The following is a 17,243-nucleotide window of genomic DNA, read 5'->3' on the forward strand; positions in this document are numbered from 1 at the left end:
CAAAATCCCTCCTAAACCTTCTTAATCTACTTTATATTTATTTTATCATAAAATTTACCTTTCTCGAAAAAGGGTCTCCAAATCAAGCATACATCCTTGAACTAGAATTGAATACGCATTATTGGCTAAGCCATTTGCTAATGTAAGAAGGTAGGAAAAAAGCAATCTAGAAGAAGCAGGGAAAAACAATAGATGCTATGGTAAACATAGAAGTTAAAGGAGGTAATCTGTATGGAAATGCCAAAGGTAGATTTCAAAGGTGGTAATAACATCGCTCTAAAGATTCCTAAATTCAAGTACAATGAGACAGTCAATTTTTATAAGGAAGTGATAAAGCTACCATATTTGGGCTTCATTTCTGAATCACATGCCTTTCAGTTTGGGGATGCTACGCTGTGGTTAGATTGCATGGACAATTATTCCCAACAAGATGTATGGTTGGAAATTCAGACTGACAATGTAAAGCTAGCAGCAGAATATTTACACGAGAATCACATTAATAGAAGAGACGAAGTGGAGGTACACGAGAACTCAGAGGGTTACTGGATTTCCGATCCTTGTGGAACAATCCTTAGAGTCAATCCTCGATAAAAAAATAATCCATTTGTATAGTAATTATTGTTCCACTAAACAAGGTGATCATCGATATTGGTCGCCTTTTCTATTTAAAAATTTCCGGAAATGTTATGGCAGCATTGAAGTGACAGATATTGCAGTAATAGTGAATCGTAAATCGATAAATCTACCTAACCTGAATTAGCTGCTAATATAGATAAAATTGAGGAACTAATGGTTAATAATGGCTATGGCACTGTAAACTAATAATGATGCCATTACAATGTTAAATACCTTTCTATATTTAGGTAAAAATTTCTGAAAAACATTCCCAAACAAACTCCAGATAGTTGAACTGACAATACCAATACCCCCTAAGAATAAAGAACAGATAAAGTATATAAAATATGATTGGTAATAAGGAAGAATAAATGTAGAAACTACTGTAATTCCAAATAGTATCCCTTTTGGATTAACAAACTGAAGGAAGAACCCCATGACAATAAAATTACTACCCGCATTATTTTCCTTATTATTATTCTTTGTTTCTTTGTCCCTAATAGTTATAAATGCTAAATATAACATATAACTGACACCCAAAATTGTTAAGGGTGTTTTTATTGTTGGCATAATTTTTATAAGCAGATCGTTAAATGAACTGCATAGTAAAATAAGCGTAAAAAAACCTAGACCAACACCTAAACAAAATCTGAGCGTCTTCTTAAATCCATACCTAGATGCAAATGACATTGCCATAAAATTATTAGGTCCTGGAGTAAAACTGTTTATTATTACAAATAAAAGAAACGGTAATAACGGCATAATGATTGAACCCCCTTATACTTACGTTATATTGTATTATAATACGTTATATTATATACATTATATTATATGTTTTGGATGTTATAATGTAAATATTGGAGGTGATATTATGGAAGAAATCCAGAAAATATTAGGCAGAAATTTAAAGTCCATAAGAGAGAAGCAAAACCTAACATTAGAAAAGGTCTCTAACTTAAGTGGCGTAAGTAAAGCTATGATAGGTCAAATTGAAAGAGGAGAATCCAGTCCAACCATAACAACCATTTGGAAAATAGCGAATGGGTTAAAGATTTCTTTTACATCATTAATAAATGTTCCAGAACCTGAGGCTAAATTAGTGTTGAGAAGTGATGTCCCTTTCTTATCGGAGGACAATGGGAGGTATCGAGTTTTTCCTACATTTCCATTTTCAGAGGATAAGAAGTTTGAAATATACTCCATTGAAATAGAGCAAGGGGGGAAGCTAGATTCCGTCGGACATAAGGAAGGTACAGAGGAATATATTACAGTATTTGATGGCGAAGTCCTTATCCATATAAATGGGTCGGACTATCAGTTGAAAAATGGTGATTCCATTAGATTTAAAGCCGATAGACCACATTCATACTTCAATACAGGTAATAAACTAGCTCGTTTAAGCATGACAATCTATTATCCAGATTAATTATAAAAAGCGTACAGATGAGCGTGCAAACTGGGTTATCTCGTTATGGAAGAATAATAAGCAAGGAGAACTGTGTCGTACAGTTCCCCTTGTTTCGTAATAGAAATCTAATTGGCAAGAATCCTTTAAGCATGCATAAAATTACAAATGACCCCTCGTTATTCTTTCACTTCCAAATCTATGAAATTGCTAACTTCTTTTACATAGTCCGTAAGTGGATAGGCTTTGTATAGACGGCCAGCTAATCGGATAGGATCTCCGAAAAAGTACCTCTCATATTGCGTTTGTCTCGTTCCAAATGAACTCATCGTCATATCCCAGGCTAACCTAAATATTTTCACTCGATCCTCTGCAGTTCTAGTTGCGGCTTGAAGATACTGATCGAGATCATCTCGAATCGAAGAATGAAATGCATTTTCTGTAGGCAAACCGACAAGACCACTAGCCCCGATTAATTGAATGATTTCAGTAAAGCGAGGATAAATTTTGGGGAATATATTATTGGCAACTTGTAGTGGAACAATATTTGGACGCATTGTTCCCCACTGATCCAATGCTGCATCATGTTCAGACTTCTCCAATAGAGCCTTCATTGTTTCAAGACCAATGATGATTTCTGACAGCTTTTCTTGAATATGTTGATACTCGCACACGTTAATCGTTTGTACAAGTAGCTCAGCGAGACCTAACATGTATTCGGTTTTGACAATTTGTCTGGTTATGGCTTGATGGGCTGTAAAATGGTGAAAAGAACTTTGGAGTGTGAAGTCTACGGCTGCCATTGCATTATCATAATAGAATACTCGATTCCAAGGAACTAATACATTGTCAAAAACAAGAATGGTATCCATTTCTTCAAATCGGGAGCTTAAGGGATGATTAAAAAGAGAATCTCCACCAACATATGACTCTCTACAAATAAATTTTAACCCCTTTGTATCGGAAGGGATTGAAAAAGCAAAAGCTTCATCCTCATCAAGTATGAAATTAGGATTACTAAAAACTAACACCTCGTCGGTTAATCCGCCCTGAGTAGCTAAGAGGCGTGCTCCTTTAATAACGATTCCTTCTACATTTCGATCAACCACCCGGGCCACAATAGGTTCTTCTTCAGAGGATTCTAGATAGGACTCGGAACGGTTTACTTGTGGTGATACAAATGTATGCGCGAATGAAAGGTCTTTTTCCATCGCCATTTCATATAAGGATTGGATATTTTCCGGAAAACAATTGGCTCTACCCTCTAATAAGGGAGAGGAAGAAGCGAAACTCATCACAGCGGTATTGAGGTAATCCGGGCTTCTTCCCATAAAGCCACCCGTTTTTTTGGCCCAGTGCTCGCTTACCTTTCGTCTTTTGATTAGATCCTCCTTCGTTTTGGGCATCAGGAAGGACAGCCCGACAGAATCTCCCGTTTCTGGTGAAAGGAAAGTCATCTCATCTTTAAAATTAGGATTGTGCTGCATATCATATAGAGAAGCCTTTGTCTGAAGAACCCCTTTAAAAGCAGGGTGCTCAGAGATCTTCCCTTCTATTTTTTCTCCATCCAGCCATATCTCCGTATTTAGCTGGTTTATGCGGTTTATAAATTCCGTTCCATTAATAGCTCCCATAATAACACTCCCATACCTATTTATTATGCAGCGTTACGCTATCGTACTATTTTATTAGTCTATTCGTTAACCAGTTCCATTGTTTCTAAATGGATAATCTAGTATGCTCTACTTCTATTTATTCGATAGCCTCATTGAATTACATGATTAGGAGATACTGGTTCAAAGGAGAGAATATTAAGAAACTTTGAACTTGTGTTTTCCGTAGTAATAGATAAGAACACTAAAACTCAGAAAGGGTGTTTATGTATATGCCGTATGAATTTCTTACAGCAATCGTAATAGCTTCAATTGTATCTTTAATTCTATCAATGGTTTATAAGAACAAAGAAAAGCAAGATACCGGATTTGTCCTATCTTATTACAAATTGAGTTATAGACGAAAAATGATTCGCACCTTATGGACTCTTCCAATCGTAGTTATTGCCTTAATTGTTATGTACTTCCATGTAGGTCAAAACGTAACCTACTTTCTAATTTTCTCCATTTTATTATTGACTCTCTTTCTCATACAGTTCTTTTATAACTATCTTAAGTGGAAAAAATATGAAAAGGGATTTTCATAACATGTGTAGGAGCGATTAATATACAAGCGCCAATTTTCTTTTTAAATTGCAAGTAAAATAGTTCAAATATTATGTTAGTATTGAGTTGAAAGATATCAGATTAATATATAGTTTCATTTGGAGAAGGGGGAATTGGATGGAGAATCTTTCTTCTATCATTATTTTTATCATTATGTTAATCCCTCTGTATGCTACATTAATTTGGACATATATTGAACCTGAAGAGAGTTTATTATTTGGGAAAAGATGGATGTACAAAGAAGATCCAGTACCATCCACTAAAGCTATACGTTATACAAAATTTTCTTCCATGACGGTAATGATTGGACTTCCTATAGTTATCATAAGCTTTCTCGTAGACGTGACTATTCTTAGAATGATGCCAATAGTGTTATGTTTTGTTTTGGTCATTGGAGCTGCAATCATTTTTACTAGAGAAGATGAGAACTAACTAGATTTTAAGTGGACTTTAAAAAAACTTATATCTAAAGAAAGGATCTAAACATGACTAAACTATTAGTTCCAGCAATTCCAAAAACAGAAATCGGAGAAGATTAGTACCCATCTTACAGAATTACTTCAAACGGAAATGAAGAGGAATTTCAGATGATTATTCAGTCGTTAGAGTAACTTCTTTTAGGGGGGGAATTTATGACAACACTAGGAGAAACAATGTTACATAAAAACGAGCTACTTATTAGACCTATGAATTCTAATGATTTTGATGTGATGGTTAAATGGCTAAATGACCCGAAAGTTTTGAAATACTATGAAGATCAACCAATGGATTTAGAAAGAGTGAAACACAAATATGGTCCAAGAATTGACGGAAACCATTATGTAAAACCTTGTATAGTAGAATACAGAAATCAACCAATTGGTTATATGCAATATTATGAGATTCAGGAAACCGAATTACAAACATACGGCTTAACTAGAAATCAAAACATCTATGGTATTGACCAATTTATTGGTAAAACGGATTTATGGGGTAAAGGAATAGGAACGGAAATGATACAAATGATGTTACATTATCTTCGTAATAAAGGTGCCACAAAGGTTGTATTGGAAGTAAAAAATAGTAATAACAGAGCCATTTCAAGCTATAAAAAATGCGGCTTTAAGAGTATTAAAGATTTAAGCAACAACCTAACCCTTATGGAATGGACACCAAAACCTGTTTAATTTTTAGATGATGTAGATATCAGAAACCAACTCGAAAAATTGGAGAGACGGTTCTACTTTGTTAATTTTCCTATTGTTGGTAGCACCCTTGCTCGGAACTTTATGGTTTTTCAATTTCACAATCTTTTTGAAGAACTTAAAAACGAACAAAGATAAACATAATCAAACGGTGTTGGGGAGTATTCTTACATTTAGTTTTATTTTTTCGGTAATGTATGGTTTTGTGGGGTTACATTAAATCCCATGGTACATAACCCAAATCAAAAGGCATGGAATCTCATGCCTTTTTAATATGAGATGAACCACTCAATAATCTGCTTACTAAACAGATATTTCTAGACTAATAAGGGTTTTGTAATGCATTTTCCATAATGCTTCTCCCTTAAACGTTGAATGTGCCCATAAACTCTTCATTAATAAAAAATAGATGTAAAATCTGAAACTATATTTAGTTGGCTATCGTCAAAGGGGAAAAGTCATTAAAGAGATTGGAAAAGAGGGGAGTTATGGAACAAGATAGAAAAAATGATTTATTAGAAGAAATTATGATAGAACATGGAACAGATTTGGTTCAATTGGCATTTAGTTACGTTAAAGATAAAGAAACCGCTAAGGATATGGTTCAGAATACCTTTATCAAATGCTATGAAAATTTGGATTATTTTCGCTATGATTCTTCCATAAAAACTTGGTTATATAGAATCACCATTAACCAGTGTAAGGATCATTTAAGAAGTTGGCATTATAGGAAAGTACAGACCAAAGAGGCTTTTGAGAGTGCTCTTAAATCTCTTTTTCCTTTAACCGAAGATTCCGTTATCCAGGCTGCGGAATCTGAAGAAATGAAGGATTTGATCTTTTCTTTACCTAAAAACTATAGAGAAGTAATCTATTTGTATTATTACAAATCCTTATCACAGAATGAAATAGCTGAAGTAACAAATTTAAACCTTAACACCATTAAATCCAGACTTCGCAGAGGAAAACAAAGGTTAAAAATTTTATTAGAGGAGGCTGGTATTTATGGATAATAAGTTAAATCAAGAAAAGTCCCTGCAATTACAGGATCAAGATTTAACCTTTACTATGGAAGACCGAATAAAGACCTTTCATAAGATTCAGGAGAATAACCAAAAGAAACAGAGGAATGCCAAATCATCTTTCTATCGTTTGAAGCGTTTCACAGGTCCAGCATTAGGCTCTATTTTAACTTTAGTCCTGTTTTTCGTCTTACTTGTACCGAGCCTACATTTAGGAAATGAAGAGAGAGAAGATAGCAAAAATAAAATATTATCCAACCAACAAGAGCCGATATCCTATTCTGTCTTACTAATGGGGAAGGATTCAGCTGATTACAGCAATAGGAGAAGTTCCTTAAATATTTTAATGACCTATAATGGGAAAAGAAACAGTATAAAATTAGTACCAATACCGAGGGATACCTATGTTACGATTTTAGATTCAAAAGGAAAAATAGCAAGCAAAGATAAGCTAATGCATGCATCAGCTTTGAACACAAATCCCGAAGCAGTTTTGAATACAGTATCAAATCTATTCCATAACATTCCTATCGATTACTACGCTACTATTCCAGAAGAAGAGTTATACAATGAATTAGGAATTAGTAAAAGTGATGCTAGAGAAAATCGTTATACAATTGATGCTGTTGCAGAGTTAATAAAAGGACAGTTAACCTATTCCGAAATAAGAGATCTTCTATCATCAGCTGAAACAAACATCCCAAGTGAGATCCTTAATAATAACGTGAAATTAAAATCCGAATCCATCGAAGTGATTAATTTGAATAATGGATTAAAAGAAACATATATTGATGGTATCTATTTTGTAAGACTGGATCCAAAGGTATTAGAGGCCACATCTATATCGTTAAAACAACATTTAAATCTAAATTAAGCTGCCTAATAATAAAATTATCAGTTGAAACAGAAAATTTTATTCCCCCCTATCTAGCTGATAAAAAGGGAGGGAAAATATATACACGAGTAAGCCGATCCAATTTTATAAGAAATGGGACGAAACAAATTAAAAGGCATGGAATAGGACAGTTACCTATACCATGCCTTTAGAATGTGAATCAACTACTCAATAACCATCTTACTAAACAAATAATTCTTAGACCAATAAGGGTTTTGTAATACATTTTCCGTAATGGTTACTCCCTTAGATGATGAAGCGTGAATCATGGCACCATTGCCCATATAAATACCTACATGTCCAACCCGTCCATCTGAATAAAGGTCAGGCGTAGTAAAGAACATTAAGTCCCCCTTTTCGAGACTAGATACTTTTGTACCAATGGAAGCCTGGTCTCTTGATACTCGTGGTATCTCAACCCCATTATTTAAAAACACCAACTGTGTATAAGAGGAACAATCAAATAAATTAGGAGCCTCAGCTAGAGTTGCACCGAATTTATATTTGGCACCAATGTATTTTTTCGCCTCTGCTATCAGCTTATCCGCCAAGTTTGCGCCACTTGGCTTTTGGATAATCTTCGGCTCTTCATGTTCCTTTTCTGGTTCACGTTCCTGTACTTGGTCTTTTGGTGGTAATTTTATCTTTTGTCCAATGTAAATTGTATTTGAAGTTAGATTATTTACTGCTTTTAATACATCTAATTTAGTATGATATGCCTTTGCTATTCTCCATAATGTGTCCCCTTTTTGTACTAGGTGGAAATTCGCAGGGGTGGTGATGCGGATGGAGCCGTCAGATTTTTGGAAAGTAATGTCTGCATTAAATAGTACACTCGCACTGGATAATGGTAAATATCCCGTCTTATCCACCTCTGTCCATAATGGCGGTTTGATATTAATATACCCATCTCCGCGTTTTGCCATCGTTCCACCCATCGTCACTCTGATCATCGTGGAACCGTCTGTCAGTTGATATGTTTTGGTCCCTTCTTCGAAAATGATGTGGTTATATCCCAGTATTTTGGAAATGTAAATTATCGGAACATAATACTCCCCATTATATAAAATAGGATTAATACCATTAACAATCTTTCCATTGACATATACTCCAGCAGTAGGCATTTGTTTAAATTCTGCATTTACGGCATTAGGACTGGAGAATAATGTGGAAAAAACTAAGGATATAGCTAGAACTAAGCATAAGCTTTTTACTTTCAACCTCATACGACATCTCCTTTATTAAGATAAAGTCTACATATTAAATATTTGTTATTAACAAATATTTATACTGAAAAAGGAGATATTGCATATTTAGGCTGGTGGATGTGTTTTAGAGGGAGATACTTGATTCAACTACGTAGGATAAAATATAGATAGGAGTGGGGTCCTTTCTTCCCTTTTAGACAGCACTTTAGATGGAAAGGAGGGATGCTAAAGAAGATTGTATTATCTATCTTGATGGTACTTTTTTAAAGCTGGTGCTTTTTTAGTGTCACTGTTAAATTTCATTAGACAGTTAATTCATGAGTTGATTAATAAAAAGTGAACCTCACCCTTGATCGAAAAAATCATACTTTGCGCCAATATTCCCGGTTTAGCTTGATATTGATGTTCGGGTGGATACCCTCCTGAACCATATGTTTTTTTGTCTGTTAGCTTTTTGGTATACTGGTACAGTCAAACCTTGCTCACTAGCTTTCTTTTCACCGATATCCCCTACTTCCCGAAATATGGCTTGATTAGAAGTAGCAGATAGGGAAATGGGATTATACAGAAAAGAAAACAAAACGATTATTCCTGTAACAAATAGATAAGACATCAATTTCATTAGCATTCCTCCTATATGCTTGGTATCATTTATATTGTTACCAATAGAAGTAATAAAATCTATTATGATGGAATTATCAAAATAAGGTAGTGGCAGAAAGAAAAAGGGGACTTCCTATAGAACAACAAGTAACATCACACTAGTTGGTAGCTCATACTAGAAAAAGATAATCTCTTGTTTACATTAATGTAAATACTAAAGTTCATACTACAGGAAGTATTACATACATAAGGAGGTAACTGATGAAACAACGTTATATAGTGCTTTACGTTTCAGTATTTATTCTTTCTTTAATCGTTCTGGCGGGTATCGTTATTCCGGATCAATTAGAGCGAGTTACTGAAAATATTCAAACGTTCTTTTCCAATGCATTTGGTTGGTATTATCTAATACTAGTTACTATTATTACGATTATCTGTCTTTATTTAATCATTTCACCTGTAGGCAGAATTAGACTCGGGAAGCAAGATGAAAAACCGGAATTCTCTACTCCTACTTGGATTGCGATGTTATTTAGCGCAGGGATGGGGATTGGTCTTGTATTTTACGGAACGTCAGAACCAATTAGCCATTATGCTATTAGTTCGCCAACAGGTGAAGTTGGAACCGATCAAGCAGTAAAGGATTCACTCCGGTTTACATTCTTTCATTGGGGGATACACGCCTGGAGTATCTATTCTATTGTTGCTTTAGCAATTGCATACTTTCATTTCCGGCATAAAAGATTAGGCTTAATAAGTGCAACATTACACCCGATTTTGGGTGATAGGGTGAACGGTGTTACTGGAAAAGCTATTGATGTCTTTTCTGTATTGGCAACTGTACTTGGGGTTGCTGCATCGCTTGGGTTTGGTGCTGTTCAAATTAATGGTGGCTTATCCTATTTATTCAATCTACCTAATACGGTTTGGGTACAATTTATCATTATTGCCATCGTTACCGTACTATTTCTAATTTCGGCATGGTCTGGATTAGGAAAGGGAATAAAAATATTAAGTAACGCTAATATGATTTTAGCCACTGCTTTATTGGCTCTTATGATCATATTCGGTCCAACATTATTTATTTTACAATTGTTCACTAATACGATCGGTACTTATATCGAAGCATTACCTCGTATGAGTTTTAGAATGGCGCCCCTAAACGAAGACATTCATGAATGGATTAATGGATGGACTATATTCTATTGGGCTTGGTGGATTGCATGGTCGCCATTTGTAGGTATCTTTATTGCCCGAGTTTCAAAAGGAAGAAGTATTCGGGAATTTGTTTTTATGGTATTGCTAATACCGTCCGTAGTTATCTTCTTATGGTTTTCAGCTTTCGGAGGTTCGGCAATTTTCCTTGAACATAATGGTACTGCAACGATATCAAGTTTAGCTACAGAGGAATCATTATTTGGTGTCTTCTCCCATTATCCATTGCCATTAGTAACATCTATTACAGCTATTTTACTGATTGGATCTTTTTTCATTACATCTGCGGACTCCGGAACGTATGTATTGGGAATGATGACAACAAATGGGTCTCACCAACCTGGTAATAAGATCAAGTTCACCTGGGGGATTTTACTCTCAGCAATCGCAATGGCACTTCTCTATACAGGAGGGCTTCAAGCATTACAAAATATGATGATTATAGCAGCTCTACCATTTTCCGCTATCATGGCGTTAATGACAATTAGCTTAGTAAAAGGGCTACGTGAAGAAGCAAAACAACTTGGAATAGGTCGGATAAAGGGCAGATAGGATGTCCGGATCCAGAATAAAAAAACAGGCGGAAATTTCCTGTCTGTTTTTTTATAATTACTATATTATTGAACAACTATATTCTTTTCCTTTACTAGATAGGCCCGATTTAAAATCAGTGCACCAATCATCTGCACAATCGTCTTGGCAATAATTTGTCCTGCAATGGCTCCAGGTATTGCAGCCCATGGTAAAATATTAGCACCAATCGGGCTTAAGCCAACGATGACAAATACAACTGAATCTAAGAACCCACCTACAAGACCGCTATAGAACACTCGCCATGCGATTGGTAGTTTTAGTCTGGAGTATATTTCGGTATCTGCCGTTTCGGAAATTAAAAATGAGAGTGCGGATGCCGCGACAATCATTAACGTATCTCCAAGAAGATAGGAAGCAATACCGGATAAAATTAGTGCTGTAAAAATAATAAAATACGTCTTCTTTCTACCGTACTTATTTTGCACGATGTCTCGAAAAATAAAGGTCGCGCCAATAAACAACGTCCCCATTGGAATAATAAACATGCCAAATACTAATGGAGCAAATTTTGCCGTTACCACATTCGCAATGACAATCGATACTAAATATAGCAATACTCTCATCATGATGCCTCCTTAACGATTATCAACTTTTTCCGGATTCAGATCATGGTTCATTAAACGATAATTCGCCATTTCTTCATACTTCGTACCTGGTCTACCGTAATTACACCATGGATCAATGGAGATACCACCACGTGGTGTAAATTTGCCCCACACTTCGATATAGCGCGGATCTAGTAGCTTGATTAAATCATTCATAATAATATTCACACAGTCTTCATGAAAATCCCCGTGGTTTCGGAAGCTAAATAAATATAACTTCAACGACTTGCTCTCTACAATCTTCTTATCTGGTATATAGGAAATGTACATTGTCGCAAAATCTGGCTGCCCCGTAATCGGACATAGACTCGTAAACTCTGGACAATTAAATTTTACGAAATAATCTCGGTTTGCATGAAGATTATCTACCGACTCTAATACTTCCGGTGCATAATCAGAAGGGTACTTCGTGTTTTGATTCCCTAATAGATGTAAGTCATGTAAACCTTCTTCATTTGTTCTTGGTGCCATAAAAAAACCTCCTTGCAAAGTTTTTACCTTCACAAGAGAGGCCATAGCAATTAATCTAGTAAAAAAAGAAAAAACTATGCCCATATGGACATAGTTATCCATAGTTTTTTATAGAGGGTATCCGCTATGAACCTCTCCCGAACGGGTATGCAATTGTTTTCTATTATACAACGCTTGCCGAACATGTCAATCCTTTTTCTCTATTAAACAAAAACAATATCTCTCATTTTTATCCAACTATTCTCGTCCCATGTGCTTCACTAATAGGTAGTACTGCTACAAGGGCGTCTACATTTTGCTCCGTAATCCCACCACCAGGTAAAATAACGATTCTCCCAGCAGCACAATCAATGTATTCCTTCAGGCGGTCTACATTGTCCTTAATCGGAGAACCAGCAGGACCACCGTGCGTCAAAATACGATCCACCCCATATTCCACCAGCCAGTCTATCGCTCGAAACTGATCTTTTGGATTTATTTGGTCAAAAGCCATATGAAATGTGATCTCAAGTCCTTCCGACAACGCAAGCAAACTTCTCATAGCTGCTTCATCAATCCAATTCGAGTTATTCAAGCAGCCAAACACGACGCCAGATGCTCCTAGCTCTTTCATCTGGAACAAATCTCGCTTCATGATTTCGAGCTCTGTATTACTGTAAATAAAATCCCCACCTCGTGGCCTAATCATCGTCATCACTGGAATATTTTCACGACGGCAGTAATCAATTGTATAAGCCGCAACACCATAACTAACTGTCGTCCCGCCTACAGCGAGGTTATCACAAAGCTCCACACGCCCTGCTCCCTTGGCGATTAACTCCGGAACCCTCGTAAAATTTTCCACACAGATTTCTTTTATCATAAGCATCTTCCTTAAACCGTTTCTATCTTACTTAGTACGAACTTTTCTAACACTTGACCTACCTCTACACCAGCATCATTTTTTACAATCGACGGTTTTAAAGCTCGCAAATTAGCAATCATTTGGTTATTTTCATAGCCAATTTGCTCGAGAATACCTGCAATAACTATTGGCCACACATCCTCCGAGCCATTTAACACTTTTAACGCAAAGCCAATTCTCTCCTTCTTTAAGCCAAAGCAGTACACCCCTTGTGCACCGCCTTTTGCGACGATATTCGTATCATTAAGTAAGGTTGTACAAATAAACTCTTCTGAAGCGACCATTCTTGAGTGCTCATTCATCACACTCGTCATTTTTATTACAGCCTCCTGTAAATCACGATTTTGTATTTGATCGGGGCAAGCTAATTTCAAATACGTTAACGCCATGTTTTTTAGCGGAATCGCAAAGACCGGTACACCACACCCATCCATACCGATATGTATTTCAGAAACGGGTAGTTCGGCAAGTTCAGCGAGGTGGGTTAAGATTTGCTGCTGCAATGGATGCTCCACTTCCCAGTAACCTTCAACTGGATAACCTATCTCGCGACAAGCCATAATAAACCCCATATGTTTTCCAGAACAATTATGGTACAGCCTTCTTTTCGCTTTATTTTCCCGAAGCATTTTCTCTCTCGGCTTTTCATTTAATGGATAGGCAAGCGGGCAAAATAGCTCCTCTTCCTCGACTGGAAGTTTTTTTAACATCGATTCCAGTGCAGCAATATGATAATCTTCACCACGGTGAGATGCAGTAAATAAAGCCGCTTCCTCGTTTGTTAAGTCATATTTTGCTATACAATCTGTTAAGAATACAGGCAAAGCTTGGATTGGTTTCGATACTGAGCGATAGTAGGTAACATGCTCGGTATCTCCTGCATGATAGATTATTTCGATGTTTTCATTCACACCACAAATCATTCCGATGTGGACATCTTCTACTATACCTGCTCTAGTTTCTTCGACTAAGGTTACAGACTTCATCTTTGCATCTCCTCTACTTTGAGCACTTTTTACTTTTAGTCTAGTGGTCTATTGGAGAAATAGCAACTTGGATTTCAATCTGTAAAATGATAAAAAATATGAAGAAATTATAAAGCAAAATAATGAATTCAGGCAGGAAATAGAAAGGTTAAGACAATTGATTAAGTAATACATAAATTAATTTTTAAATTCCCCTTGACAGATACATCTACTCTGCATTACTATGTAGTAGTAATAAGTAATACAGAATATCAGTAACACAAAATACCGTCTGTCATAGAATATGAAGTAACGAAGCAACATACAGATTGTAGGGGTCATTTTTAGAAGCATAAAACAACCATGCAAATTATAAATGATCTATTGCTGTTAATGGCTTACAATGCACATAAAAAGTGCAAAAACAAAAAACTTTATAAAAAAGAAAATTTATTATTGACAGACCACACTACTCTGCGTTACTATGTAGTAGTAATAAGTAATACGGAATACCAGTAATACAAAATACTATCAGTCATAGAATCCGAAGTAAATTAGTAAAATACAGATTGGAGGGGTAATTTTTGGAAAATATTACAGAAATGTTGAAAGGGGTGCTAGAAGGTTGTGTACTTGAAATTATCAGCCGCGGCGAAACTTACGGCTATGAAATCACACAACAGCTGCGCAATCTTGGCTTTACTGACGTAGTAGAAGGCACCGTTTATACGATTACAATGCGGCTTGAGAAAAACAATCTAGTGGATATCGAGAAAAAACCGTCCACTATGGGACCACCTAGAAAATTTTACACACTCAATGCTGCAGGGCAAGAACAACTTGAAGTCTTTTGGAAAAAATGGGAATTCGTTTCAAGCAAAATTAACGAGCTCAAACAAAAATAAAATAAAAAAGGAGAATTACTATGAGTTTATTTGAAAAAATTATCGGAAGTCTAGAAGAAAAAAAAGAATGGAAAGAAATGGAGACACGTGCAAAGGAACTACCAGAAGAGTACTACACTGCTTACAAAGCAATCCAAAAATATATGTGGACAGCTGGTGGCGCCCCTACAGAATGGGAGGATAGCAAACGTATCTTCACCGGTATTATCGAACTTTTAGAAGAAGGTGCTGCCCAAGGTAAGAAAGTTACTGATCTAACAGGTGAAGATGTTGCTGCTTTCTGTGATGATCTAGTGAAGGATGAACAGTCTTGGAAAGATAAATACCGCAAAAAGTTAAACGATACAATTGGTCGCGGCTAGTAGGGAAGCAATGTATCGTGACAATTTGAAACTGAATATGAAACAAAAATAAAAAAATGAATTCAATAAATAACACAGACTGATTAGCTAGTTCAAATAGACGTTTCATGCTATTCAGTTATTTTTTAAACCAGTACTAAGTATTACTGATTATCAGCATAACTAAATAGTTATATGCTCTGCAAAAACAACTTTTATAAGGAGGAAGAAAGTATGAGTAATTCAGTAATTTCTGTTAAAGGGTTAAAGAAATCCTTTAAAGACAAAGAAGTTTTAAAGGGAGTAGATTTTGACGTAAGGCGTGGTGAAATTTTCGCATACTAGGCTCTAATGGAGCTGGCAAGACGACAACAATCAACATCCTCTCGACATTGATGAAACCAGAAGGAGGAGAAGCAAGTATATGCGGCTATGATGTCCAACGCGATCCGGACCATGTTCGCCAAAGCATCAGCTTAACCGGACAGTTCGCAGCTTTAGATGGCGTGCACACAGGGCGGGAAAACTTGAAAATGATCGCCAAGTTGAGAGGAGTTTCCAATCCCGCTCAAGTCGCCGACGATCTGCTTGCAAAATTCAGCCTGACCGAAGCTGCCAACCGCCGGGCGGACCAATACTCAGGAGGGATGAAGCGACGACTTGACATCGCTATGAGTCTAATTGGGAAGCCTGAAGTTATTTTTCTTGATGAACCAACGACAGGGCTAGATCCTGAAGCACGGATTGAAGTCTGGAATACTATTAAGGAGCTTGCTGGCAGTGGCACGACAATCTTGTTAACAACACAGTATTTAGAAGAAGCCGAACAACTCGCGGATCGTATCGCCATTTTGCATGGTGGAAAAATCATCACGACCGGTACGCTTACTGAGCTCAAAGAGATGTTCCCTAAAGCGAAAGTAGAGTACGTCGAGAAGCAACCGACATTAGAGGAAATTTTCCTTGCGATTATTGGTAAAAAGGAGGAAATGTATAATGAAAAATAAAACTGGGGTATTATTAGGACGATTAATGCGCAACATCATGCGCAGCCCGGATACGATTATCACGGTGGCGATTACACCGATTATGTTGATGCTATTGTTTGTTTACGTGTTTGGAGGTGCCATAGAGACCGGCACTGGCAATTATGTCAATTATCTATTGCCAGGAATCTTGCTAATAGCAATCGCTTCCGGTATCTCTTACACTTCTTTCCGGCTGTTTGACGATGTGAGGAGTGGGCTAATGACGCGTTTTATTACTATGCCTATCAAACGCTCGTCGGTATTGTGGGCTCACGTGTTAACATCACTTGTTTCCAATGGCCTTACGCTTGTGGTAGTTTTCTTAGTCGCGCTCTTAATGGGCTTCCGTTCTAGCGCTACTATTCTAGAATGGCTCGCGGTTTGTGGTATACTTGGATTGTTTACCCTTGCACTAACATGGGTTGCTGTCATCCCTGGATTGACAGCAAAGTCTATGGAAGGAGCAACAGCTTACTCATACCCATTGATTTTCTTACCGTTTATTAGCTCAGCCTTTGTTCCAACCGAGACGATGCCTACTATTGTCCGTGTGTTCGCCGAGAACCAACCAGTCACTTCTATCGTAAACTCGATTCGTGCTCTCTTATATCAAGGGACTGTCGGCAGCGATATATGGATTGCACTTGCTTGGTGCGTCGGAATCATGATAGTCGCATACTTCTTTGCTAGTAAAACGTTTAAACGCCAGTTAGGGTAAGTCGGCGGTTTGCGCTAATATCTTACTCGTAACCGCTGATATTAGAAAAGCTTGAGGTTATCTATCCCACCTCAAGCTTTTTTACTGTTTTCTATTACCCAATCCCTTAGACACATCACTAATTTTCTCTCAATTCCTTAAGCTTCCCTATATGAAACCCCTTTACGATTAACCATACAGCTAAGCTTATCTCATAAACACCAACTGGTAAGGCTATTAATCCTTTCACGGCTGAGAGAGGTTCAACCACTCCGAACATTTCTAATAAACCAGCAATAAATACCATGACAGCGGTAACCATACCAAACGCTGCTAAGCCTTTTGGCACTAAGCCGGATCGAAAAAG

At 36.7% G+C, this 17,243-nt stretch carries 20 protein-coding genes, 1 pseudogene and 1 riboswitch; of the genes and pseudogenes, 12 read left to right on the top strand and 9 right to left on the bottom strand.

What is annotated here, in order from left to right:
- Positions 1-231: 231 nt before the first annotated feature.
- The gene (locus tag AB1K81_RS09970; protein ID WP_412976509.1) at positions 232-591 is read left to right on the top strand and encodes a hypothetical protein; all 360 of its coding nucleotides are present in this window, start codon (positions 232-234) and stop codon (positions 589-591) included.
- Between the two features lie 195 nt (positions 592-786).
- Here AB1K81_RS09970 and AB1K81_RS09975 read toward each other — a convergent pair whose 3' ends face one another.
- Complete coding sequence (locus AB1K81_RS09975) at positions 787-1,377, bottom strand: LysE family translocator (RefSeq protein WP_412976510.1); 591 nt, start codon at positions 1,375-1,377, stop codon at positions 787-789.
- 109 nt (positions 1,378-1,486) lie between these two features.
- Here AB1K81_RS09975 and AB1K81_RS09980 point away from each other — a divergent pair, with 109 nt between their 5' ends.
- Positions 1,487-2,041 carry a helix-turn-helix domain-containing protein gene (locus AB1K81_RS09980; protein ID WP_412976511.1) on the top strand — a complete coding sequence of 185 codons (555 nt, stop codon included), beginning with the start codon at positions 1,487-1,489 and terminating at the stop codon, positions 2,039-2,041.
- Between the two features lie 158 nt (positions 2,042-2,199).
- On the opposite strand, the gene hpaB is transcribed toward AB1K81_RS09980, so the two are convergent.
- Complete coding sequence (gene hpaB / locus AB1K81_RS09985; RefSeq protein WP_412976512.1) at positions 2,200-3,654, bottom strand: 4-hydroxyphenylacetate 3-monooxygenase, oxygenase component; 1,455 nt, start codon at positions 3,652-3,654, stop codon at positions 2,200-2,202.
- A gap of 251 nt (positions 3,655-3,905) precedes the next feature.
- On the opposite strand from hpaB, the gene AB1K81_RS09990 reads away from it, so the two are divergent.
- From AB1K81_RS09990 to AB1K81_RS10010, 5 genes are all read left to right on the top strand, one after another.
- Positions 3,906-4,220, top strand: a complete 315-nt coding sequence (locus tag AB1K81_RS09990; protein ID WP_412976513.1) for a hypothetical protein — start codon at positions 3,906-3,908, stop codon at positions 4,218-4,220.
- A 136-nt stretch (positions 4,221-4,356) separates the two neighbouring features.
- Positions 4,357-4,671 carry a hypothetical protein gene (locus AB1K81_RS09995; RefSeq protein ID WP_412976514.1) on the top strand — a complete coding sequence of 105 codons (315 nt, stop codon included), beginning with the start codon at positions 4,357-4,359 and terminating at the stop codon, positions 4,669-4,671.
- A gap of 200 nt (positions 4,672-4,871) precedes the next feature.
- Entirely contained in the window at positions 4,872-5,405 is a 534-nt protein-coding gene (locus AB1K81_RS10000; RefSeq protein WP_412976515.1) for a GNAT family N-acetyltransferase, read from the top strand.
- A gap of 506 nt (positions 5,406-5,911) precedes the next feature.
- Entirely contained in the window at positions 5,912-6,436 is a 525-nt protein-coding gene (locus AB1K81_RS10005) for a sigma-70 family RNA polymerase sigma factor (protein ID WP_412976516.1), read from the top strand.
- Positions 6,429-7,319, top strand: coding sequence for an LCP family glycopolymer transferase (locus tag AB1K81_RS10010; RefSeq protein WP_412976517.1), 891 nt, complete (start codon positions 6,429-6,431; stop codon positions 7,317-7,319). The genes AB1K81_RS10005 and AB1K81_RS10010 overlap by 8 nt, the downstream gene beginning before the upstream one ends.
- Before the next feature lie 185 nt (positions 7,320-7,504).
- Here AB1K81_RS10010 and AB1K81_RS10015 read toward each other — a convergent pair whose 3' ends face one another.
- Complete coding sequence (locus AB1K81_RS10015; protein ID WP_412976518.1) at positions 7,505-8,566, bottom strand: NlpC/P60 family protein; 1,062 nt, start codon at positions 8,564-8,566, stop codon at positions 7,505-7,507.
- Positions 8,567-8,936: 370 nt separating this feature from the next.
- Complete coding sequence (locus tag AB1K81_RS10020; RefSeq protein ID WP_412976519.1) at positions 8,937-9,170, bottom strand: hypothetical protein; 234 nt, start codon at positions 9,168-9,170, stop codon at positions 8,937-8,939.
- A gap of 242 nt (positions 9,171-9,412) precedes the next feature.
- On the opposite strand from AB1K81_RS10020, the gene AB1K81_RS10025 reads away from it, so the two are divergent.
- The gene (locus AB1K81_RS10025; RefSeq protein ID WP_412976520.1) at positions 9,413-10,918 is read left to right on the top strand and encodes a glycine betaine uptake BCCT transporter; all 1,506 of its coding nucleotides are present in this window, start codon (positions 9,413-9,415) and stop codon (positions 10,916-10,918) included.
- A 65-nt stretch (positions 10,919-10,983) separates the two neighbouring features.
- On the opposite strand, the gene AB1K81_RS10030 is transcribed toward AB1K81_RS10025, so the two are convergent.
- From AB1K81_RS10030 to AB1K81_RS10045, 4 genes are all read right to left on the bottom strand, one after another.
- Positions 10,984-11,523 (bottom strand): VUT family protein, encoded by a 540-nt coding sequence (locus tag AB1K81_RS10030; RefSeq protein WP_412976521.1) that lies wholly within the window; start codon positions 11,521-11,523, stop codon positions 10,984-10,986.
- A 12-nt stretch (positions 11,524-11,535) separates the two neighbouring features.
- Positions 11,536-12,036 carry a preQ(1) synthase gene (gene queF, locus AB1K81_RS10035; RefSeq protein WP_412976522.1) on the bottom strand — a complete coding sequence of 167 codons (501 nt, stop codon included), beginning with the start codon at positions 12,034-12,036 and terminating at the stop codon, positions 11,536-11,538.
- Between the two features lie 94 nt (positions 12,037-12,130).
- Positions 12,131-12,177, bottom strand: a riboswitch (PreQ1 riboswitch).
- An 88-nt stretch (positions 12,178-12,265) separates the two neighbouring features.
- On the bottom strand, positions 12,266-12,898 hold the full coding sequence (locus tag AB1K81_RS10040; protein ID WP_412976523.1) for a copper homeostasis protein CutC: 633 nt from the start codon (positions 12,896-12,898) through the stop codon (positions 12,266-12,268).
- Positions 12,899-12,909: 11 nt separating this feature from the next.
- Complete coding sequence (locus AB1K81_RS10045) at positions 12,910-13,926, bottom strand: asparaginase (RefSeq protein ID WP_412976524.1); 1,017 nt, start codon at positions 13,924-13,926, stop codon at positions 12,910-12,912.
- A 563-nt stretch (positions 13,927-14,489) separates the two neighbouring features.
- On the opposite strand from AB1K81_RS10045, the gene AB1K81_RS10050 reads away from it, so the two are divergent.
- From AB1K81_RS10050 to AB1K81_RS10065, 4 genes and pseudogenes are all read left to right on the top strand, one after another.
- Positions 14,490-14,810: a PadR family transcriptional regulator gene (locus AB1K81_RS10050; protein ID WP_412976525.1), complete on the top strand. Its 321-nt coding sequence runs from the start codon at positions 14,490-14,492 to the stop codon at positions 14,808-14,810.
- Positions 14,811-14,830: 20 nt separating this feature from the next.
- Positions 14,831-15,172 carry a DUF1048 domain-containing protein gene (locus AB1K81_RS10055; protein ID WP_412976526.1) on the top strand — a complete coding sequence of 114 codons (342 nt, stop codon included), beginning with the start codon at positions 14,831-14,833 and terminating at the stop codon, positions 15,170-15,172.
- A 213-nt stretch (positions 15,173-15,385) separates the two neighbouring features.
- Positions 15,386-16,158: pseudogene (locus AB1K81_RS10060) on the top strand (ABC transporter ATP-binding protein).
- Entirely contained in the window at positions 16,148-16,897 is a 750-nt protein-coding gene (locus tag AB1K81_RS10065; protein ID WP_412976852.1) for an ABC transporter permease, read from the top strand. The pseudogene AB1K81_RS10060 and the gene AB1K81_RS10065 overlap by 11 nt, the downstream one beginning before the upstream one ends.
- 118 nt (positions 16,898-17,015) lie before the next feature.
- On the opposite strand, the gene AB1K81_RS10070 is transcribed toward AB1K81_RS10065, so the two are convergent.
- On the bottom strand, positions 17,016-17,225 hold the full coding sequence (locus AB1K81_RS10070; protein WP_412976527.1) for a DUF4386 family protein: 210 nt from the start codon (positions 17,223-17,225) through the stop codon (positions 17,016-17,018).
- Between the last annotated feature and the right edge of the window lie 18 nt (positions 17,226-17,243).

The sequence above is a fragment of the Ornithinibacillus jepli genome, assembly GCF_047228935.1.
Taxonomy (GTDB): domain Bacteria; phylum Bacillota; class Bacilli; order Bacillales; family Amphibacillaceae; genus Ornithinibacillus.